This window comes from Paenarthrobacter sp. 2TAF44, assembly GCF_052114885.1.
In the GTDB taxonomy this organism is placed as follows: Bacteria; Actinomycetota; Actinomycetes; order Actinomycetales; family Micrococcaceae; genus Arthrobacter.
Genome location: NZ_JBFRFP010000013.1, coordinates 72,678 through 92,980 on the forward strand (window position 1 = coordinate 72,678; position 20,303 = coordinate 92,980).

A 20,303-nucleotide genomic window follows, 5' to 3' on the forward strand; every position below is an offset into this window, starting at 1 on the left:
CGTGTCCCGGCTGGCCTTTGCCCAGCCGGTGGATTTGCCGTGTGAGTGTCGACAGTAAGGATCCTGCGTGTCTCCCATGGCCCGCACCGCACCGGTGCCCGCCGCAACAGATCCGGCCATCATCCGGAACTTCTGCATCATTGCCCACATCGACCACGGTAAGTCCACCTTGGCCGACCGCATGCTGCAGTACACCGGCGTCGTTCAACAGCGCGACATGAAGGCCCAGTATCTGGACCGTATGGATATCGAACGTGAGCGCGGCATCACCATCAAGTCCCAGGCAGTGCGTATGCCGTGGGAACTCGATGGCACCAGCTACGCCCTGAACATGATCGATACTCCTGGCCACGTCGACTTCACCTACGAGGTTTCGCGTTCCCTGGCAGCTTGTGAAGGCGCTGTGCTGCTGGTTGACGCAGCACAGGGGATCGAAGCCCAGACGCTTGCCAACCTCTACCTGGCGATGGAGAACAACCTCACCATCATCCCGGTGCTGAACAAGATCGACCTCCCGGCAGCCCAGCCTGAGAAGTATGCGGCGGAACTGGCCAACCTTATTGGCGGAGACCCGGAAGATGTCCTCAAGGTTTCAGGCAAGACCGGAGTAGGCGTGGAAGCGTTGCTGGACAAAATTGTCCGTGACCTCCCGGCTCCCGTGGGCGATGCCAATGCTCCTGCCCGGGCCATGATCTTCGACTCCGTCTATGACACCTACCGCGGCGTGGTCACTTACGTTCGCGTTGTGGACGGCATGCTGCACCCGCGTGAGCGGATCCAGATGATGTCCACGCGCGCCACTCACGAACTCCTGGAAATCGGCGTCAGCTCCCCGGAGCCCACACCTTCCAAGGGCTTGGGTGTGGGCGAGGTCGGCTACTTGATCACCGGTGTTAAGGACGTCCGCCAATCCAAGGTTGGCGATACCGTGACCAACCTCGCCAAGCCGGCGTCGGAGTCGCTCAGCGGCTACGCCGATGCCAAGCCCATGGTTTTCTCGGGTCTGTACCCTCTTGATGGAACTGACTATCCCGTGCTCCGCGATGCCCTCGAGAAGCTGATGCTTAACGACGCCGCTCTGGTCTATGAGCCCGAGACGTCCGCCGCATTGGGCTTTGGCTTCCGTGTTGGTTTCCTGGGTCTGCTCCACCTCGAAATCACCCGTGAGCGTCTTGAGCGCGAGTACAACCTCGATCTCATCTCCACAGCTCCCAACGTGGAGTACGAGGTAACGCTGGAGGACAAGAAGGTGATCCACGTGACCAACCCCAGCGAATATCCCACAGGCAAGATCTCCGAGGTCCGCGAGCCTATGGTCTCAGCCACCATCCTGGCACCGAACGAGTTTGTTGGCGCCATCATGGAGCTGTGCCAGAGCCGCCGCGGCGTTATGGGTGGTATGGACTACCTCTCCGAGGACCGTGTGGAAATCAGGTACCGCCTGCCCTTGGCGGAAATCGTGTTCGACTTCTTCGACATCCTCAAATCCAAGACGCGCGGTTATGGCTCGCTGGACTGGAAGGCCGACGGCGAACAGGTTGCCGACCTCGTTAAGGTGGACATCATGCTCCAGGGCGAGCAGGTGGATGCTTTCAGTGCCATCACCCACCGTGACAAGGCCTACGCCTACGGTGTCATGATGACCGGCAAGCTGCGCGAACTCATCCCGCGTCAGCAATTCGAGGTGCCCATCCAGGCTGCCATCGGATCTCGCATTATTGCCCGCGAGAGCATTCGGGCCATCCGCAAGGACGTTCTTGCCAAGTGCTACGGCGGTGACATCACCCGTAAGCGCAAGCTGCTCGAGAAGCAGAAGGAAGGCAAGAAGCGCATGAAGATGGTGGGCCGCGTTGAAGTGCCTCAGGAAGCTTTCATCGCTGCGCTGACCACCGACGAGTCCAAGGACAAGGCAAAGAAGTAAATGCCCAGCGTCCTCCCTTTGGGCGACCCTGCACCTGCGGACGGTTTGTTGCCTCCGCAGGTGCTGATCGGCGTCGAGCACCGCAAGTTCGGCCTGTACGTGCACATCCCCTTCTGCGCGGTGAGGTGCGGTTATTGCGACTTCAACACCTACACGGCCACCGAGCTGGGTGGTGGGGCGTCGCAGGATGCTTACGCAGGCACGGCTGTCACTGAACTGGACTTTGCAGCCACCGCTATGGATGCCTCCGGTCTGCCGAAGCGCCCACTGAGCACTGTATTTTTCGGTGGTGGGACACCCACGTTGCTCCCTGCCGAGGACTTGGCTCGTATCCTTCGTGCCGCCGTCGTGCAGTGGGGACTTGAACCGGGCGCCGAGGTGACCACCGAAGCCAACCCCGACTCCGTAACGCCCGAGTCGCTCCAGGTGCTGGCGGATGCCGGCTTTACGCGCGTCTCTTTCGGCATGCAGTCCGCGGTACCGCACGTCCTCAAAGTGCTGGACCGGACCCATACCCCGAGCCGCGTTCCGCTGGTGGTCCAGTGGGCGCGCGAGGCGGGCCTGGCCGTTAGCCTTGACCTCATCTACGGCACGCCGGGAGAGTCGATGGCGGACTGGCAACTGTCCCTTGAGACCGCCCTGTCCTACGAACCCGATCACATCAGCGCCTATGCCCTGATCGTGGAAGACGGCACAAAGCTGGCGGCCCAAATCCGCCGCGGCGAAGTTCCCGGAATTGACGACGACGACCACGCCGCGAAATATGAGCTCGCCGATAAATTGATCTCGGAAGCCGGGCTGACATGGTACGAGGTCAGCAATTGGTCGAAAGCGCCTGAACAGGCCTGCCGTCACAATCTTGCCTATTGGCGGGGCGATGACTGGTGGGGGATCGGTCCGGGCGCTCACTCGCACGTGGGCGGTGTCCGCTGGTGGAACGTCAAGCACCCCACCGCTTACGCCAACCGTCTGGCTGCAGGAGACTCGCCGGCAGCTGGCAGGGAAACCCTTGACGCCGAAACCCGGGAAGTCGAGCGCATCATGCTTGAGGCCCGGCTCGGTACAGGTCTGTCCGTTGATGCGCTGGACAAAGTTGGCCGCCATGCGATGGCAGGACTGATCGCTGAAGAACTCGTGGATCCGGGTGCGGCCTTCAAGGGGCGCCTGGTTCTTACCCTTAAGGGCCGACTCCTGGCCGACGCCGTGGTGCGCAGGATTCTGCCGGACTAATCGTCGGCAGAATCCGATGGAAGCCTTGGACTACTTAATCCAGCGCAGGTTGAGCTTGTAGCGGTGGGGCTGTCCGTGATTGACGCGGATACCAGCCGAGACTGAGAAGCACGTCAGGGCTACCCAGATGCCCGTGGCGATGACTGCAAAGATATTGCCCACCACGGGAAGCAGAACCAGGATATTTGCCAGGACTGCCGCGATGGTCGGAGGAAGCGTGAAGTTCAGTGCTTCCTTGGATTCCTGCGCCGTAAATGGCCCGCGATCACGGAAGATGAGATAGATCAACAGGGACGGCAGGCATCCCAGAATTCCCCCGAAGTGCGCAAGGGTGGCCCACTGCCGGTCTTCGCTTGCCGTCAGTGGGAGTGCGTTTGCGGGCGCGCCATGGTACTGGGGCTGGCCTGCGGCGCTGCCCGGTTCTTCAGGAGCGTTCTCTGCCACGGTGTCTTCCCTTTGCTGTAAAGATGCTGCAGTGTTGCTGTCCCAGAATACTGGGTTCCGGGTCATCCCGGGACCAACGCCCCGTTACGTCCCTGCGAAAAGTGCATTGAGGAAACGTAATTCAGGACAGGACCGTCAGGCAGTGGTGAGGAAATCGATGACTTCCTCCACCCGTCCCAGCAGCGACGCTTCCAAGTCGGCGTAGCTGCGTACCGCACCAAGCAGGCGCTGCCAGCCGAGTCCAATGTCTTCGGCGGTTTCGTGCGGCCAGCCGAACGCGGTCAGTATCCCGGTCTTCCAGTCAGTGCCTCGTGGAACTTCCGGCCACCGCTCAATACCCAGCACTTTTGGCCGGATGGCTTGCCAGACGTCTATATACGGATGGCCGACGATCAGGACGTTTCCGGCGGCTCCGGGCACCGTCATGGCTTCTGCGGCGATGCGTGATTCCTTTGAGCCTGCCACGAGGTGGTCTACCAGGATTCCGAGCCTGCGCCCTGGCCCGGGCGAGAATGCGGCGATAGCTGACTTGAGGTCGTCCACGCCGTGGAGTGGCTCTACGACGATGCCCTCAATGCGGAGGTCGTCGCCCCAGACTTTCTCCACCAGTTCGGCGTCGTGCTTGCCTTCCACCCAAATACGGCTCGCCTTGGCCACCTGTGCACGATGGCCCAGCACCCTTACGGACCCGGATGCCGTTCGACCCGACCGCACAGGCGAACCAGGAGCCTTTGCTGCCGGAGGCATGAGACGGATGGCCTGCCCTTCAAGCAGGAAACCGAACCCGAGTTGGAACGACTTGGTTTTGCCACGTCTGTCCTCAAGGGAGACGATGTGCATTCCCCCCGATTTCTCCACCCGTGTGACTTCGCCCACCCAGCCGGACTGAACGTCTTCAAGGACCATCCCGCGCTGGACGGCTACCTCGGGGAGTTGGCGTTTGGCAGGAGCGGACAGATCCTGCGGGCCCCACGTATCGAAAGCCAAGGACTTCATACCCCTCTGTGCTGGTTGTGCTGGGAATAACTCCCGCGGGCGGTTTCAATGCTAGCAACGTGCTGGCTCATACTAGACTTGTTAGCACTTGGGCATGTTGAGTGCTAAGTGAGTGCTGTTTATCCGTCCCGATAAAGGCCCGGACAGTCGTCAGGAGGTGTTGCAATGAGTGAGCCACGCAAGCTTGAAGTGCTGCGCGCAATCGTTGAGGATTATGTGCATTCCCGTGAGCCTGTTGGATCCAAGGCACTTGTGGAGCGGCACCATCTGGGCGTTTCCAGCGCCACCATCCGGAACGATATGGCTGTTCTGGAAGAAGAAGGCCTCATCGCAGCGCCGCATACCAGCGCAGGCCGCATCCCCACGGACAAGGGCTATCGGCTGTTCGTGGACCGCATCTCGCAGGTCAAACCGTTGTCCGCCGCGGAGCGTCGAGCCATCCACTCGCTCCTTGAAGGGCCGGACGACCTCGATGACATCCTTGAGCGCACGGTCAGGCTACTGTCGCAACTGACCAACCAGGTCGCCGTCGTTCAGTACCCGCACTCCAACCGTGCCCTGGTCCGTCACGTTGAATTTGTCCTCCTGGCGCCAAAGCAGGTGCTCGTGGTGCTCATCGCAGATACTGGAAGCGTTGGCCAGAAGGTCATCGAGGCTGGCTCCGATGTAAGTAATGAGGCGTTGATGGCCCTGCGCTCCCGGTTCCTGGGAAGCATCGCGGGAACCCAGCTGGCACTGCTGCCGCAGGTGTTGCCTTCCGTAGTGGCGCTGTGCCCGCCGGAGCTTCGGGGACTCGCGCAGCATCTTGCCCATGGTCTCCAGGCCCTCAGCGACACCAGCCGTGAAGAGCGCATCGTCATGGCCGGAACAGCCAACCTTGCCCGCTCCAATGTCGATTTCCCGTTGAGCATTGGGCCAGTGCTGGAAGCTCTTGAGGAACAAGTTGTCATGCTTCGGTTGTTGTCCGATATGGGGGATGATCCCCGCGGCGTGACAGTGAGCATCGGGCGCGAGAATCCTTACGACGGCTTGGCCGAGGCGTCGGTCGTGGCAACGGGGTACGGCTCCGGTGCCAAGGTGGGAATCCTCGGACCAACCCGGATGGACTATCCCACCACCATGGCTGCCGTGCGCGCCGTGGCCCGCTACCTTTCCCGCATTCTCGGCGGCTGACGCAAGCCCCGAGGTAAGAATCGCCGTGTAACCGTATAACAAGGAAGAGATACAGACTTTGAGCAGCCACTATGACGTTTTGGGAGTCTCGCCGGAAGCCACCGGGGAAGAGATCAAAAAGGCGTACCGCAAGTTGGCGCGAAAGCTTCACCCGGACGTCAACCCGGGGGAGGATGTCGCGGAGCAGTTCAAGGCCGTGACGCATGCTTACGAAGTGCTGTCCGACCCCCAAAAGCGCCGCGTCTATGATGCCACCGGTAACGAGAATGGCACTGACAACGGCTTTGGTGGCGGCTACTCCGGCCAGGGCTTCGCGTTCCAGGACATCTTCGACACCTTCTTCGGCGGTGGCGGCGGGCACGCTGGTCCGGCTTCCCGCGTACGCCGCGGCCAGGACGCACTCATCAGTGTCCGCATCGACCTCAAGGACGCCGTGTTTGGCGTCAACAAGAAGCTCGAAGTTGATACGGCAGTCGTCTGCCCCACGTGTGATGGCAGCTGCTGCCGGCCCGGCACGCATCCCGAGCGTTGTGACATTTGTGGCGGCAGCGGCCAAGTCCAGCGGGCCGTTCGATCCATCCTGGGCCAAGTCATGACCACGGCGCCGTGTGGTTCCTGTGAGGGCTTCGGTACGGTCATCAAGGATCCCTGCAACGAGTGCAACGGGCAGGGCCGTATCCGCAGCCGTCGTTCCCTCACCATCAAGGTTCCTGCCGGTGTTGCGACAGGTACGCGCATCCAACTCTCCGGACAGGGCGAAGCAGGACCAGCTGGCGGACCTGCGGGCGACCTCTACGTAGAGATCCGCGTCAACAATGACTCCACCTATATCCGCGAAGGCGACGATCTGCACGCAACACTGAGCGTTCCGATGACAGCCGCCGCCTTGGGCACGGAACTGAGCCTGGAAACGTTCGACGGGCCCCAGGAGATTGACGTCAAGGCCGGCACCCAGTCCGGCGAGGTCATCACGCTTCGCGGCTTGGGCGTTACCCACCTCAGGGGCTACGGCCGCGGCGATCTCAAGGTGCACCTGCACGTTGAGACACCGGTCAAGCTGGATCCGGCACAGGAAGAGCTCCTGCAGCAGCTTGCCAAGTTGCGCGGCGAGCAGTTCAGCGAAGGCAAACTCGTGGCCAGCGGCGGCATGTTCGCCAAGCTGCGGGACAAGCTCGGTAACCTGTAGCGGTGAGCAACCCCGTTTTCTTCACGCCCGCCGGGAGCCTGGACGGAGTTGAGCCGGGCGCTGTGTTCGTCATCGACGGTGCAGAAGCCCGGCATGCCGTTACCGTGAAGAGGCTCACTGTCGGTGAGTCCGTGGACATCGCCGATGGCGCAGGAGCCCGCTTGACAGGCACGGTTGCAGAAGTTGGCCCTGGAAGTTTGTCCGTCACGGCATCCGAGGTAGTTTTCGAAGATCAGCCGGACGTGCGTTTGGTGCTGGTCCAAGCGTTGGCCAAGGGTGACCGTGACGAGTTGGCCATTGAAACTGCCACCGAACTGGGCATAGACGCCGTGATCCCCTGGCAGGCTGAGCGATCCATCGTCCGCTGGAAGGGGGATCGCGCTGCCAAGGCCCACGCGAAGTGGCAGTCTGTAGTCACTGCCGCGGCGAAGCAGGCCCGGCGGGCGTGGATACCGGAGGTGCGTCCTATCCTGGATTCCGCGGCTTTGGCAAAGGCTGTTGCTGCCGCAGATCTGGCCGTGATCCTTCACGAGGACGCCAAGAACCCCTTGCGGACCGTGCTTGAGGCGCCGGTCGTGGCTGAGGGTGGCGCGCTGGCCTCGCCGCGTGAAGTCCTCTTGATCGTGGGGCCCGAAGGTGGCATCTCTCCGCGCGAGGTAACCCGCCTCAGCGACGCCGGGGCGGTCACGGCGCTCTTGGGCCACCACGTCCTGAGGTCTTCGACGGCGGGACCCGCCGCCGTCGTACTCGCCTCCGACGTCTTGGGCCGCTGGTAGGCTGTGTCGCCTTCCAGACAACGCCAGCTAAGGCGCGACGCCGGCTCTAGCCGACGCTGAAAAGTCGCGTATCGGTGGTGGATGTGTCTGCTTGCCCGGAGTCCTGAACCTGGGACACGCGCAATTCGTATTTCCCTGGTTTCAGTGTCGCATTGAAGGAGAAGACGCCGAATTGTCCCGGCTCTCCTGTGGCTTTTGTCTGGCCGGTCAGCAGGCTGGCCTTTTCGCCATTGCCGTTGTCCCGGAGGATCTGCCAGCTGACCGGCTTGGAGCTGTCAGTGCTGCGGCCATTGAACTTGACCACGCCGGCCGGGAGCGAGGTGTCCTCCTGCGGGTCGATGATCCATAGTGGCGCCACCAAGGAAGCGTCCCTGGCCATTGGTTGTCCGAGCCGTACCTGGCCGAAGGCCATGAAATCAGTGTGACCGTCGACCAGGATGACCACTTGGATTTGCTGCCCGGAGTTGAGCAGGCCTGACGACGAGGCTGCTGCCGTGGCAGTGTAGACCAGCTGCTGTACAGCCCGTTGCGCCATGCCGGCATCAAGGTTGGAGTTGAAGGCATCCCGGGAAATATCAACGGTGATCACGTTCTTGCCCGAGATGGATGTTGCCAGGCTGCCAGGGTCCTGCCACGGGGTGAAGAAGTCGTGGTCCAACGGCTTTTCGGCCATCATAATGCGCAGCGCAGTGGTGACGGGGTTTCCATCGCCGGAGATGTCCCTGAATTCGCGGTAGAGGTAGACATCTTCCTTGCTCCGCCCAATCCAGTAGACCGGGATCTTAGTGGACGCCTGGGTGGTCTCCAGGGGAGCGTTGCTGGCCGGAGCTTCCTGGACGCTGACTGGCGGCGCACTGGACGTAGTTTGAGTGGGTCCGCCGTTGGCGATACAGCCGGTCAGCAAAAGGACAGCAAGCATCGCAGGCGCTGCGACGGCGGACTTTTTCCGCTTTCGCCCGCCGGGCTGATGGCTTACTGACTGCGCGATGGGGGTTCCTTGCCTTGGTAGCCGGTGGTTGTCGCTGGCCCGTCGAACGCGCGTAGTTTGACTACCCGCTCTGCCAGCTTGGCATATCGTCGACGGCGGCTGGCCGGGTTTGCGGGCACTGGCAGCAACTGAAACAGGATTGATACCCGCTTGATGCCGAGTTGAGACAAAATGTCGCGTCCGACGGACGCCCCGCGGGGAGGACACGGGGAGGATACGGCAGAGGATCCGCGGGCGAACGCCCGAGGTCTGCCGGGCTGGCGTAGGATTGAAGGCATTCCGGCATATGGCCTGGCGGTTGAGCCAGTCCCGTTGTCGAAACGATGGACCAACTGTTATCCGACCGGAGGAGAAGAGGCCGTACGGCCACCACTATGAGTGAATCCCTGAATGGGCGGCTGCGGACCGGAAACGGGAACCCAGCCACCACCGAGTTCCCGCACACCTTACCGGGCACGCGCACGGAAATCGTCACGTTCGACAACTCCGATCAGATGGTTCACTCATTGGGCAGCCATGACGAAGCCTTGCGCTACATCGAGGAGCAGTTCCCGGACGTCAACTTCCACGTTCGCGGCAATGAATTGTCCATGTCCGGTCCGTCCACGGTCATCCCGCGCATCATGCGCCTCCTTGAAGAGGTCCGCGGACTGGTAGCCAGGGGAACGGTCGTTACCCCTGATGTCCTGCAGCAGCTCGTTTCCCTCCTGAGGACACAGTCGGTCCAGAATCCCGTGGATGTCCTTACCCACAACATTCTTTCAAGCCGCGGCAAAACCATCCGGCCCAAGACCTTGAATCAGAAGAACTATGTGGATGCCATAGATGCCAACACAGTGATCTTCGGTATTGGCCCGGCAGGTACTGGCAAAACATACCTCGCCATGGCCAAGGCCGTGCAGGCCCTCCAACTCAAGGAAGTAAGCCGGATCATCCTGACCCGACCCGCTGTTGAGGCGGGGGAGCGGCTGGGTTTCCTGCCGGGAACGCTGAGCGACAAGATCGATCCCTACCTGCGGCCGCTTTACGATGCCTTGCACGACATGATGGATCCGGAGTCCATTCCCAGGCTGATGGCTGCCGGCACCATTGAAGTCGCACCGTTGGCCTATATGCGTGGACGGACGCTCAATGACGCATTCATCATCCTGGACGAGGCCCAGAACACCACTCCTGAACAGATGAAGATGTTCCTGACCCGCCTCGGATTCGGCTCAAAGATGGTTGTCACAGGAGACGTAACGCAGATCGACCTGCCTTTTGGCTCCACCTCCGGACTGCGGATCGTACGGGAAATCCTCAGTGGGATCGAGGACGTCAATTTCTCCATCCTGGAGGCTGCGGACGTCGTCCGGCACCGTTTGGTTGCAGACATCGTTTCCGCCTACAGCAGGTGGGATGACGCGCACCGTACCGATGGGGCAGCCGGCACACATCACAAACGTGGAGAACGAAAATGAGCATTGAAATCAACAACGAATCCGGCGTAGAGGTGGACGAAGCCCAACTGGTGACGTTGTCGCGGTTCATCTTCGAGCGCCTCTACATCCATCCGCAGGCTGAGCTGTCCATCCTCCTGGTGGATGAACCCGCCATGGAGAAGCTGCACATCGAGCTCATGGACGAACCAGGAGCCACGGATGTGCTCTCGGTGCCCATGGATGAGTTGACGCCGGGGACACCTGACAAGCCCACGCCGCAGGGAATGCTCGGAGACATAGCCATTTGTCCCCAGGTGGCCGAGGTGCAGGCGCGGAACGCCGGACACACCACCCAGGACGAAATGCTGTTGCTCGCCACGCACGGCATCCTCCACCTGCTTGGTTTCGACCATGCTGAACCGGAGGAAAAGGAAGAGATGTTCGGTTTGCAGCGTGAGTTGCTGTCTGAGTTCCTGGGCAAGGATGCCCCCATGGAGACCATGCAGTGACCTCGCTCATCCTGGTCGGCATGGCGCTGGTTTTCCTCAGTTTCGTCGCCTTGCTGACCGCAGCCGAGGCTGCGTTCAATTTCCTGCCCCGGCACGAAGCTGAACAATCGGTAGTCCGCAGCAAGGGCAAAGCTTTGGGGAGCATCCTCAAGAAGCCGGTCGCTCATATGCGTGCCCTGCGATTCTGGCGCGTGTGGTTCGAGATGGCGGCAGCGGTCGCCGTCGCTGTCGTCATGCACAGTTTTTTGGACAACGTGTGGCTTGCCGGATTGGCGGCAACCGGCATCATGGCTGTCATCGGATTCGTTTTGGTTGGCGTCTCGCCCCGGCAGCTGGGACGCGCGCATTCGGGCCCCATCGTCCGCTTTACCGCCCCGCTGATCAGGTTCCTCTGCTGGATCCTCGGACCGATTCCCGGCTGGCTTGTCGCGTTGGGGAGCGCAGTCGCGCCCGGCGCCCCCGGCGGTGATGACGCGTTTGTCAGCGAGGAAGAATTCCGCGAGTTCGTGGACCGGGCGGCGGAATCGGACATGATCGAAGACAACGAGGCAGAGCTCATCCACTCGGTCTTTGACTTCGGCGATACTTTGGTTCGCTCGGTCATGGTTCCGCGCACGGACATCGTCAGCATCGGGACGGGTTCGGACCTTGAAGCGGCCATGGCACTCTTCCTCCGCTCCGGCTACTCCCGGATACCGGTCATTGGCGAGAACTCGGATCAGATCCGCGGCATTCTCTACCTCAAGGACGTTGCCGCGGCGATGCATCGCGGCGAACCCGGACTGCAACCGCACGACGTCGATTCCCTCGCCCGGGACGTTCGGTACGTCCCGGAATCCAAGCCCGTGAGCGACCTCTTGAAGGAACTGCAGAAGGAATCCACCCACGTGGCCATCGTCATCGATGAGTACGGCGGCACCGCCGGCCTGGTGACCTTGGAGGATCTCATCGAAGAAATCGTGGGAGAGATCGTTGACGAGTACGATTCCGCGGCCGAAGAAGCGGTGGACCTGGGCGACGGAACCTACCGTGTCAGTGCCCGCATGAGCATCGATGACCTCGGGGAACTGTTCGATATCGACCTCGACGACGACGAAGTGGACACCGTTGGCGGCCTCCTTGCCAAGGCTCTCGGCCAGGTTCCGATCGTCGGGAGCTCCGTTGAAGTGAACGGTGTGTCGCTAAAGGCAGATAGGCTTGAGGGTCGCCGAAACCGGGTCAGCCACATCATTGCGGCAGCCATGCCAAAGGAAGACACTGACTTTGAAGACCTTCTCGATGAGGCCGACACAACGCAACAGGGAGTTCCACGTGAGCAAGCAAAATAAGAAATTCGACGCCGATGACGATTTCGGTGGCTTCCACGCCGGATTCTCGGTCCTCGTTGGCCGCCCCAACGCGGGTAAGTCCACGCTGACAAATGCGTTGGTAGGGCAGAAGGTGGCCATTACATCTGCCAAGCCGCAGACCACGCGCCACACGATTCGTGGCATCGTCCATCGCGAGGACGCACAACTGATCCTGGTTGATACACCGGGCCTCCACCGGCCACGTACGCTTCTGGGAAAGCGACTCAACGACCTCGTGGCTGACACGTTGTCCGAGGTGGACGCTATCGGCTTCTGCTTGCCGGCCAACGAAAAAATCGGTCCCGGCGATAAGTACATCGCCGCGCAGCTCGCTGCCGTTGGCCGCAAGCCCATTGTTGCCCTTGTGACGAAAACTGACCTCGTGGACCGTCAGGCCCTGACCGAGCAGCTGCTCGCTGTTGCCGCATTGGGCCGTGAAGTCCTCGGAGAACAAGGCTGGGCGGATATCGTTCCCGTTTCTGCCGCCGACGGTTTCCAGGTATCCACCGTTGCCGACGTACTTATCGGGCATATGCCCTCGTCGCCGCCCCTTTACCCGGATGGTGAGCTGACGGACGAGCCCGAGGCCGTCATGATTGCTGAACTCATCCGTGAAGCCGCACTCGAAGGTGTCCGGGATGAACTTCCCCACTCCCTTGCCGTCGTCGTTGAGGAAATCGTGCCCCGCGAAGGACGTACGGAGGACAACCCGTTGCTGGATGTCCGCGTCAATCTGTACGTGGAGCGGCCTTCGCAGAAAGCCATCATCATTGGTAAGGGTGGCAGCAGGCTGCGTGAGGTCGGAACCAACGCGCGTAAGGGAATCGAGACGCTCCTGGGAACAAGGATCTACCTGGATTTGCATGTCAAGGTTGCCAAAGACTGGCAGCGTGATCCCAAGCAATTGGTGAAACTCGGCTTCTGACCGGCGTCACGGCAACGGCGTGGCCCGGGCTCGATAAGGAACTTCCCAGAATCCGCCACTATGATTGCGGGGATCCACGTGTTTGAGGAAAGGTAACCGAATAGTGCGACGTCGTGACGCCCGCCCGCTGGGCCCCGGCACCGCTGCTCCTGATGCGGCGCGCCATGGGGAGGACCCCGAGGGAACTCCGCGCCACATGAACGCGCCCAAGGGCCTCCCGTTGTGGCTAAAGATTGTTACCGGCATCGTGTCAGTGGCTCTCGTTGCCGGCGTTGCTTTTGCGGCCTTCTGGTTTATCCGTCTACAGACCAACATCACCAAGGCCCCGCTATCCGCGGCAGAATCGCGCGATAGTAATGATGCGGTAGTCAATGACAAGTCGGACCGACTGCAGATCCTTATCCTCGGGTCGGATACCCGTGATGGGAAAAACTCCCAGTATGGTAACGCGGACGATTCCACGGGCTACGGCCACTCGGATGTCATGATGCTGCTGGACATTTCTGCGGACAATAAACGTGTCAGCGTCATGAGTTTCCCACGTGACCTCCTGGTGGATGTGCCCCAGTGCACGGACCACACCAACAACCAGACGTTCCCCGCGCGGAGCGGCGTGATGATCAACGAAGCCATGGCAGAAGCCGGAATCGGCTGTGCCGTGGACACCATCAACAAGCTCACCGGCCTGGAAATAGATCACTTCATGATGGCCGACTTCAATGCGGTGAAGGAACTGTCCAAGGCTGTGGGCGGAGTGGATGTTTGTGTCAGCGATCCCGTCTTTGATCCCGACTCCCATCTTCGTTTGCCGAAGGGTAACTCCCAGGTTGAAGGCGAGCAGGCCCTGGCATTCCTGCGCACCCGGCATGCCTTTGGAGACGGTGGCGACCTCGGGCGAATCAAGGGCCAGCAGGCATTTCTTTCATCACTGACGCGGAAGCTGAAGGCCGACGGCACGCTCGGCAATCCCCAGAGGCTCCTGCAGATCGCTGACGTCGTCACGCAAAACCTGACCGTCGACGAGGGGTTGGCGTCTGTGCCATCGCTGCTGACCATTGGTGGAAGGCTGAAGGACATTGATGTCTCCAAAGTCGCCTTTGTTGCTGTCCCCACCCAGCCAGCCGCGTTGGACCCTAACCGATTGGAGCTCGTTGAGCCCCAGGCATCACAGCTTTTTGCGGCCCTTCGCGCAGATCTGGATCTGACAAACCCCGGAGCAACGTCAAGCCCGGCTCCAACAGAGCCTGGGGCCGGTACTCCATCCACGGCGCCTACTACTGCTGCCCCTGCAGTCCCGGCCTACAACAAAGCCATCCAGCCGGTAGCAGTCGCCAACGGCAGCGGGGTTGGGACCAGGGCGCAGGAACTCCTGGCCACCTTGACCGGCAATGGATTTACACAGTCCGTTTCGTATCTGGCCAACCCAGTGGAGAAGACCGTGGTCTACTACGGTCCGGACTTCGCCGACGTTGCTACCGACGTTGCCGCGCTGTTCGGTATCCCGGCGGCACAGGTTCAGCAAGCCAAGGGAGTTTCGGGCGTGCAGCTCTACGTAGGCACGGACTTTGCGACCGGGACAGCCTATGGGGCGGCCTCTGTTCCACCTGATGTAGTCAACCAGACGGCCAAAGAAGCAGTGTGCCAACAGGTGAACCCGCTCTACATCACCCAATAACAGTCATCGCAGCGGTGATTGGCTGCAAAGGCAGGATAAAGACGAATGGCCGGAACCCGATTCATCCACGGGGTCCGGCCATTCGTCGTAGTGGCTTTACCAGATGCTGACGCGGTCCTCAGGTGCCATCCACATCCGGTCTTGATCGTTGACCTGGAAGGTTTCGTGGAAGGCGTCGAGGTTCCGGGCAATGGCATTCGTGCGGAACTCATTGGGGGAGTGCGGATCCGTAGCAAGCCTGCGGATCGCTTCCTCGGTTCGGATCACCTGGCGCCAGCCGGCAGCCCAGGACATGAAGAACCGTTGCTGGCCTGTGAAACCGTCCAAGACCTCAGGCTCGGCACCATCGAGGCTGAGCAGGTAGGCCTTATACGCAATGGTGAGGCCGCCCAGGTCACCGATGTTCTCACCCAACGTCAGTTTGCCGTTGACCTTGTGGTCAGGTGCGGCGTAGGGAGATAGCGCGTCGAATTGGGCAACCAACTTTGCCGTGCGGGCTTCGAAGGCCGTCCTGTCCTCTTCGGTCCACCAATTGCGGAGGGCTCCGCTTCCGTCGAATTGGGATCCCTGGTCATCGAATCCATGGCCGATCTCATGTCCGATTACAGCACCAATGCCACCGTAGTTCACTGCGTCGTCCGCTTCTGCAGTGAAGAATGGCGGCTGGAGGATGGCGGCGGGGAACACGATTTCGTTCAGCATCGGGTGATAGTAGGCGTTCACTGTCTGTGGCGTCATGAGCCATTTGTCCAAGTCCACCGGCTTGCCGATTTCATCCAGGTGGCGATCGACGTCGGCGTCGTGGGCCCGCTCTACGTTACCCAGGAGGTCATGGGGGTCGATCTCAACAGCGGAGTAGTCTATCCATTTCTCAGGAAAACCAATTTTGGGGCGGAATGCGTCCAGCTTCTTAAGGGCTTCAGCCTTTGTGTCCTCACCCATCCACTCAAGGGAAGAAATGCTGTCCCGGTAGGCCTCGATCAGATTGGCCACGAGGGTCTGCATCCTGGCCTTGTGCCCCTCGGGGAAATGGCGCTCCACATAGATTTGACCCACTGCCTCGCCAAGTGCTGCTTCGACGACGGCCACGCCGCGCTTCCAGCGCTCCTTGTTTTGTGGGGTGCCACTGAGGGTGGTCCCGTAGAAGTCGAAGTTGGTGTCCACAAACTCCGAAGAAAGGTAAGGCGCGGCTGAGCTGAGTACCCTCAGGGTCAGCCATTCCTTCCAGACGGCGAGGGGTTCCGATTCCAGAAGCGCTGCGGCGCCGGCAAAGAAGTCCGGCGTGCTGACCACGATCTCGCCGCGTTTGCCGGCATCGACACGGCCGGCCTCAAACCAGGTATCCAGCAGGGGGAACAGCTTCGCTGCTTCTTCCGCCGTTTTGAGATTGTACGTCTTTTGGGGATCCCGAAGTGTGACGTTGTCCCAGTGGTGGGACGCGAGGGCCTTTTCCAAGGCAACGATGCGGCCAGCCGCGGCTTCCGCGTCTGCAACTCCGGCGAGGCCGAACAACTTCGCGACGTATTCACCGTAGGAGGCCACAATCGGCGCAAACTTTTCGTCGCGATAGTAGGACTCGTCCGGGAGTCCGAGGCCGCCCTGGCCGATGTACAGAAGAATCCGCTCCGGGTTTCCGGCGTCGGGTGCCGGGTAGATCGAGAACAAACCGGACACATCGCATCGGAACAGGCGGCCCAGCAACGTCGAAAATTCCTCCACCGAACCCACTGACCGGACTTCCTCCAGTCGCTCCTGCAAGGGTTCGAGTCCCTTCGCCTCTGCGGCGGCCTCATCCATGAAGCTCGCGTAGAGTCCGCCGACCTTCTGTTCGATGCCGGAGGCTGATGCTCCCTTGTTTGCGGCTTCCTCGATGATCGCCTTGACAGCCAATTCTGCCTCGTCCCGCAAAGCGGTGAAGGTGCCTTCCAGCGGGCGGTCGTCAGGGATCGTCGTGCTGTTCAGCCATGCACCGTTGACGTGCTGGTAGAGATCGTCCTGCGGCCGGACGCTGTGATCTATGTTGGAAAGAGTGATCCCCGACTGTGGCACTGTGGCTCCTTGAATGAACGCTGCAGCCGGCGTTGCCACCGTCGCTGCGTCTGCATAGTGGACTTTGCATGAGGTGTTGCAATGTCATCATACGCACCGTGTTACTGTGAACTTGTGCGTGCGGGAATGCTTCTTCTTAGCTGCCGCGGCGAGGCCTGAAAGCTATCTGAAAGCTGGGCCACCCTCGCCGCGGAGTTTAGTTGTGCCCGGCTAAGCTTTCATTTAGATCTTAGAGAAAAGGCCAACACGACATGCGTAATGCACAAAAGCCCTCCGGTATGCCGATTCACCGCTACCTGCCGTTCCAGGACCAGATCACTGTCGAGGTTCCGGATCGTACGTGGCCGGACAAAGTCATCACCAAGGCCCCACGCTGGTGTGCAGTGGACCTGCGCGATGGCAACCAGGCGCTGATCGATCCCATGAGCCCGGCGCGCAAGCTGAAGATGTTCCAGCTGCTGGTCAACATGGGATACAAGGAGATCGAGGTTGGCTTCCCCTCCGCATCCCAGACCGACTTTGATTTCGTTCGGCAGCTGATCGAAGGCGGCCATATTCCGGACGATGTCACCATCCAGGTCCTCACCCAGGCGCGTGAACACCTCATTGAACGGACCTACGAGTCCTTGGTGGGTGCCAAGCAGGCGATCGTGCACCTGTACAACTCCACTTCTGTGCTGCAGCGCCGCGTTGTCTTCAACCAGGACGAGGACGGCATCCTCGATATTGCCCTGCAGGGTGCCCGCCTGTGCAAGAAGTATGAAGAGACGCTGACCGATACCCACATCACCTACGAGTACTCGCCGGAGTCTTTCACCGGAACCGAGCTGGAGTATGCAGCCCGGGTGTGCAATGCGATTGCAGACGTTTTTGAAGCATCAGCGGACAAGCAGGTCATTATCAACTTGCCGGCCACGGTGGAGATGGCAACTCCCAACGTCTACGCGGACTCCATTGAGTGGATGCACCGCAATCTGCATCCCCGTGACGGCATCATCATTTCACTGCACCCGCACAACGATCGCGGTACCGGCGTTGCTGCCGCGGAACTCGGCTACCTGGCTGGAGCAGACCGCATTGAGGGCTGCCTGTTTGGTAATGGGGAGCGCACCGGAAACGTTGACCTCGTCACCCTGGGCCTGAACATGTTTGTCCAGGGCGTGGACCCGATGATCGATTTCTCAGACATCGACGAGATCCGCCGCACGGTTGAGTACTGCAACCAGTTGCCGGTTCCCGAACGTTCGCCCTATGGTGGCGACCTCGTCTTCACTGCCTTTTCGGGATCGCACCAGGACGCCATTAAGAAGGGCTTCGAAGCACTCGAGAAGGATGCTGCCGCAGCAGGCGTACCCGTGGATGACTTCACTTGGCAGGTTCCCTACCTGCCTATTGATCCCAAGGACCTGGGCCGAAGCTATGAAGCTGTCATCCGGGTCAACTCGCAGTCCGGCAAGGGCGGCGTCGCCTACCTGCTGAAGAACGAGCACAACCTCGATCTGCCGCGGCGCGCCCAGATTGAATTCTCCGGCGTTATCCAGCGCCGGACAGATGCTGTTGGCGGCGAGGTCAGCGGTGCGCAGCTTTGGCAGATCTTCCAGGACGAATACCTGCCCTCCGATGAGGAACAAGCCCAGTGGGGCCGGTACTCCCTGGGCAGCGTAAGCACTGAAACGGATGAATCCGGCGCCATGACCATGAACGCGAACCTGCGGATTGATGGCGTAGAGGTTCGCAGGACCGGCCACGGTAATGGTCCAATCGCCGCGCTGCTGGACATCCTGCACCATGACGGTGTTGATGTTCGTGTGCTCGACTACAGCGAACATGCCCTATCAGAAGGCGGCAGCGCAAGCGCGGCTGCTTATGTTGAATGCGCGGTAGGCGAACGTGTCCTCTGGGGCGTGGGAATCGACCCCAGCACCACGACTTCTTCACTGAAAGCACTCATCTCTGCCGTAAACCGGGCAGTTCGGGACGCCCGGGCCTAACGCCTGGACCGTGTGGTGACGGGAAATACCGTCACCACACGGCTTGTGGTCCTCCTTGGCCACTGGCTTAGTGCGAAGATTAGTTGTGGCCAATCCCTCCTCATTTGCAGCACGGTCCTACCGGGACGATGCCGTTGTGCTCCGCACCCATAAGTTGGGCGAGGCAGATCGGATTATTACCCTGCTGACCAAGCATCACGGGCAAGTACGTGCGGTCGCAAAAGGTGTGCGCAGGACCACCAGCCGTTTCGGCGCCCGCCTGGAACCGTTCATGGTGGCGGACTTGCAGCTCATCTCGGGCCGAACTCTGGATATCGTTACCCAGGCTGTGGCCAAAGGCGCTTATGGGAGCAGCATCGCAGCGGACTATGGCCGTTTTACTGTAGCTGCTGCCATGACAGAGACGGCCGAGAAGCTTACGGACGCGGACGCCGAATCCGGCACCGCCCAGTACAACCTCTTGGTGGGTGCCCTGGCGGCGCTCAGCCGCTCGGACCATGCTCCGGAACTTATTCTGGACTCCTATCTCTTGCGCGCGTTGGCCACTGGCGGGTGGGCGCCGAGCTTTACTGACTGCGCCCGGTGCGGCAGGCCCGGACTGCACACGGCGTTTGCCGCGCCATTGGGGGGTATGGTGTGTAGCGAGTGCCGCCCTCCCGGCTCCCCGGCCCCGGCACCGGAGACCGTGGTGTTGTTGGGAGCCCTCCTGACTGGGGATTGGAGCGTAGCTGACGCCTCGGATTCGCGACATCGACGCGAAGCAGCCGGACTGGTGGCCAGTTACCTGCAATGGCATTTGGAACGCGCCTTGAAATCACTTAAACACGTGGAGCGAAGCTGACTGTGGCACTTGGCAAGAAGAGCAAGACAACCCGGGTGCGGACTTCGCCCGTAGTGGCCCCTTACGGACATCCTTCAGGTGCCGTTCCGCCCAGCATTCCAAGTGAACTTATTCCGCAGCACGTAGCCATTGTCATGGATGGCAACGGCCGTTGGGCCAACCAGCGGGGATTGCCCCGCATTGAAGGGCACAAGGCCGGTGAGCCTGCACTGTTGGACGTGATGGCCGGAGCCATCGAACTAGGCATCAAGTACGTCAGCGTGTATGCGTTTTCCACGGAGAACTGGCGACGATCCCCGGAGGAAGTCCGCTTCCTGATGGGATTTAACAAGGATGTGCTACGTCGCCAACGGAACCAACTCGATGAATGGGGAGTCCGTATCCGCTGGGCCGGTCGACGGCCGCGCCTCTGGGGTTCGGTGATTCGTGAGCTTGAAGAGGCCGAGGAATTTACCAAGGCCAACGACACCTGCACGTTGACCATGTGTGTTAACTACGGCGGGCGGGCGGAAATCGCCGACGCCGTCTCGGCCATTGCCGTGGACGTTGCCGCCGGGCGGCTCAAGCCGGGATCGGTGACGGAAAAGACCATCCAGAAGTACCTGGACGAGCCAGACCTTCCTGACGTAGACCTCTTCCTGCGCAGCTCCGGGGAGCAGAGATTGTCAAACTTCCTGCTGTGGCAGTCCGCCTACGCTGAATTCGTCTTCATGGACACCCTGTGGCCTGACGTTGACAGGCGCACGCTCTGGGACGCCGTCGAGATTTACGCAAAGCGTGACCGGCGCTACGGTGGCGCGATAGATGCGGCGCCAACCGCAAATTAGCA

17 protein-coding genes are annotated in these 20,303 nt (G+C 60.8%); 13 read left to right on the forward strand and 4 right to left on the reverse strand.

Going from position 1 to position 20,303, the window contains the following annotated elements; all coding sequences use genetic code 11:
- The first annotated feature begins 67 nt into the window (after positions 1-67).
- The gene (lepA, locus tag AB4Z15_RS14090) at positions 68-1,921 is read left to right on the forward strand and encodes a translation elongation factor 4 (protein WP_442005675.1); all 1,854 of its coding nucleotides are present in this window, start codon (positions 68-70) and stop codon (positions 1,919-1,921) included.
- Positions 1,922-3,151 carry a radical SAM family heme chaperone HemW gene (gene hemW, locus AB4Z15_RS14095; protein ID WP_442017764.1) on the forward strand — a complete coding sequence of 410 codons (1,230 nt, stop codon included), beginning with the start codon at positions 1,922-1,924 and terminating at the stop codon, positions 3,149-3,151.
- A 30-nt stretch (positions 3,152-3,181) separates the two neighbouring features.
- On the opposite strand, the gene AB4Z15_RS14100 is transcribed toward hemW, so the two are convergent.
- Positions 3,182-3,595, reverse strand: coding sequence for a DUF4870 domain-containing protein (locus AB4Z15_RS14100; protein ID WP_159699313.1), 414 nt, complete (start codon positions 3,593-3,595; stop codon positions 3,182-3,184).
- Between the two features lie 135 nt (positions 3,596-3,730).
- Positions 3,731-4,582, reverse strand: a complete 852-nt coding sequence (locus tag AB4Z15_RS14105) for a DUF3097 domain-containing protein (RefSeq protein WP_442017869.1) — start codon at positions 4,580-4,582, stop codon at positions 3,731-3,733.
- Between the two features lie 174 nt (positions 4,583-4,756).
- On the opposite strand from AB4Z15_RS14105, the gene hrcA reads away from it, so the two are divergent.
- From hrcA to AB4Z15_RS14120, 3 genes are read left to right on the forward strand one after another with little or no spacing between them, the layout of a single operon-like run.
- On the forward strand, positions 4,757-5,764 hold the full coding sequence (gene hrcA, locus AB4Z15_RS14110) for a heat-inducible transcriptional repressor HrcA (RefSeq protein ID WP_442005673.1): 1,008 nt from the start codon (positions 4,757-4,759) through the stop codon (positions 5,762-5,764).
- A 58-nt stretch (positions 5,765-5,822) separates the two neighbouring features.
- Positions 5,823-6,950, forward strand: a complete 1,128-nt coding sequence (gene dnaJ / locus AB4Z15_RS14115) for a molecular chaperone DnaJ (protein ID WP_431115348.1) — start codon at positions 5,823-5,825, stop codon at positions 6,948-6,950.
- Between the two features lie 2 nt (positions 6,951-6,952).
- On the forward strand, positions 6,953-7,726 hold the full coding sequence (locus AB4Z15_RS14120) for a 16S rRNA (uracil(1498)-N(3))-methyltransferase (RefSeq protein ID WP_442017765.1): 774 nt from the start codon (positions 6,953-6,955) through the stop codon (positions 7,724-7,726).
- Positions 7,727-7,772: 46 nt separating this feature from the next.
- Here AB4Z15_RS14120 and AB4Z15_RS14125 read toward each other — a convergent pair whose 3' ends face one another.
- Positions 7,773-8,645, reverse strand: coding sequence for a GerMN domain-containing protein (locus tag AB4Z15_RS14125; RefSeq protein ID WP_442017766.1), 873 nt, complete (start codon positions 8,643-8,645; stop codon positions 7,773-7,775).
- A 443-nt stretch (positions 8,646-9,088) separates the two neighbouring features.
- Here AB4Z15_RS14125 and AB4Z15_RS14130 point away from each other — a divergent pair, with 443 nt between their 5' ends.
- The 5 genes from AB4Z15_RS14130 (at position 9,089) to AB4Z15_RS14150 (ending at position 14,593) form a co-directional block, all read left to right on the forward strand.
- A complete protein-coding gene (locus tag AB4Z15_RS14130; protein ID WP_442017767.1) occupies positions 9,089-10,174 on the forward strand; it encodes a PhoH family protein in 1,086 nt (361 codons plus the stop codon).
- A complete protein-coding gene (ybeY, locus tag AB4Z15_RS14135) occupies positions 10,171-10,644 on the forward strand; it encodes an rRNA maturation RNase YbeY (protein ID WP_224090475.1) in 474 nt (157 codons plus the stop codon). The genes AB4Z15_RS14130 and ybeY overlap by 4 nt, the downstream gene beginning before the upstream one ends.
- Positions 10,641-11,972 (forward strand): hemolysin family protein, encoded by a 1,332-nt coding sequence (locus AB4Z15_RS14140; protein ID WP_442017768.1) that lies wholly within the window; start codon positions 10,641-10,643, stop codon positions 11,970-11,972. Before ybeY ends, AB4Z15_RS14140 begins: the two co-directional genes overlap by 4 nt.
- Positions 11,923-12,918, forward strand: a complete 996-nt coding sequence (gene era / locus AB4Z15_RS14145) for a GTPase Era (protein WP_442005668.1) — start codon at positions 11,923-11,925, stop codon at positions 12,916-12,918. The genes AB4Z15_RS14140 and era overlap by 50 nt, the downstream gene beginning before the upstream one ends.
- Before the next feature lie 103 nt (positions 12,919-13,021).
- Positions 13,022-14,593, forward strand: coding sequence for an LCP family protein (locus tag AB4Z15_RS14150; protein WP_442017769.1), 1,572 nt, complete (start codon positions 13,022-13,024; stop codon positions 14,591-14,593).
- 96 nt (positions 14,594-14,689) lie between these two features.
- On the opposite strand, the gene AB4Z15_RS14155 is transcribed toward AB4Z15_RS14150, so the two are convergent.
- Complete coding sequence (locus tag AB4Z15_RS14155; protein WP_442017770.1) at positions 14,690-16,642, reverse strand: M13 family metallopeptidase; 1,953 nt, start codon at positions 16,640-16,642, stop codon at positions 14,690-14,692.
- Positions 16,643-16,893: 251 nt separating this feature from the next.
- Between AB4Z15_RS14155 and leuA the strand changes: the two genes are divergently transcribed.
- The 3 genes from leuA to AB4Z15_RS14170 all read left to right on the forward strand — a co-directional run bounded on the left by leuA (position 16,894) and on the right by AB4Z15_RS14170 (position 20,301).
- A complete protein-coding gene (gene leuA / locus AB4Z15_RS14160; RefSeq protein ID WP_442005665.1) occupies positions 16,894-18,633 on the forward strand; it encodes a 2-isopropylmalate synthase in 1,740 nt (579 codons plus the stop codon).
- Between the two features lie 85 nt (positions 18,634-18,718).
- On the forward strand, positions 18,719-19,474 hold the full coding sequence (gene recO / locus AB4Z15_RS14165; protein ID WP_442005664.1) for a DNA repair protein RecO: 756 nt from the start codon (positions 18,719-18,721) through the stop codon (positions 19,472-19,474).
- A 2-nt stretch (positions 19,475-19,476) separates the two neighbouring features.
- Complete coding sequence (locus AB4Z15_RS14170; RefSeq protein WP_442017771.1) at positions 19,477-20,301, forward strand: isoprenyl transferase; 825 nt, start codon at positions 19,477-19,479, stop codon at positions 20,299-20,301.
- Positions 20,302-20,303: the final 2 nt, after the last annotated feature.

What these genes read in the sequence shown, in the direction of transcription:
- leuA (WP_442005665.1), top strand. Translation starts at nt 16,894, where the DNA reads ATGCGTAATGCACAAAAGCCCTCCGGTATGCCGATTCACCGCTACCTG.
- hemW (WP_442017764.1), top strand. Translation starts at nt 1,922, where the DNA reads ATGCCCAGCGTCCTCCCTTTGGGCGACCCTGCACCTGCGGACGGTTTG.
- hrcA (WP_442005673.1), top strand. Translation starts at nt 4,757, where the DNA reads ATGAGTGAGCCACGCAAGCTTGAAGTGCTGCGCGCAATCGTTGAGGAT.
- era (WP_442005668.1), top strand. Translation starts at nt 11,923, where the DNA reads ATGAGGCCGACACAACGCAACAGGGAGTTCCACGTGAGCAAGCAAAAT.
- AB4Z15_RS14130 (WP_442017767.1), top strand. Translation starts at nt 9,089, where the DNA reads ATGAGTGAATCCCTGAATGGGCGGCTGCGGACCGGAAACGGGAACCCA.
- ybeY (WP_224090475.1), top strand. Translation starts at nt 10,171, where the DNA reads ATGAGCATTGAAATCAACAACGAATCCGGCGTAGAGGTGGACGAAGCC.
- AB4Z15_RS14125 (WP_442017766.1), bottom strand. Translation starts at nt 8,645, where the DNA reads ATGCTTGCTGTCCTTTTGCTGACCGGCTGTATCGCCAACGGCGGACCC.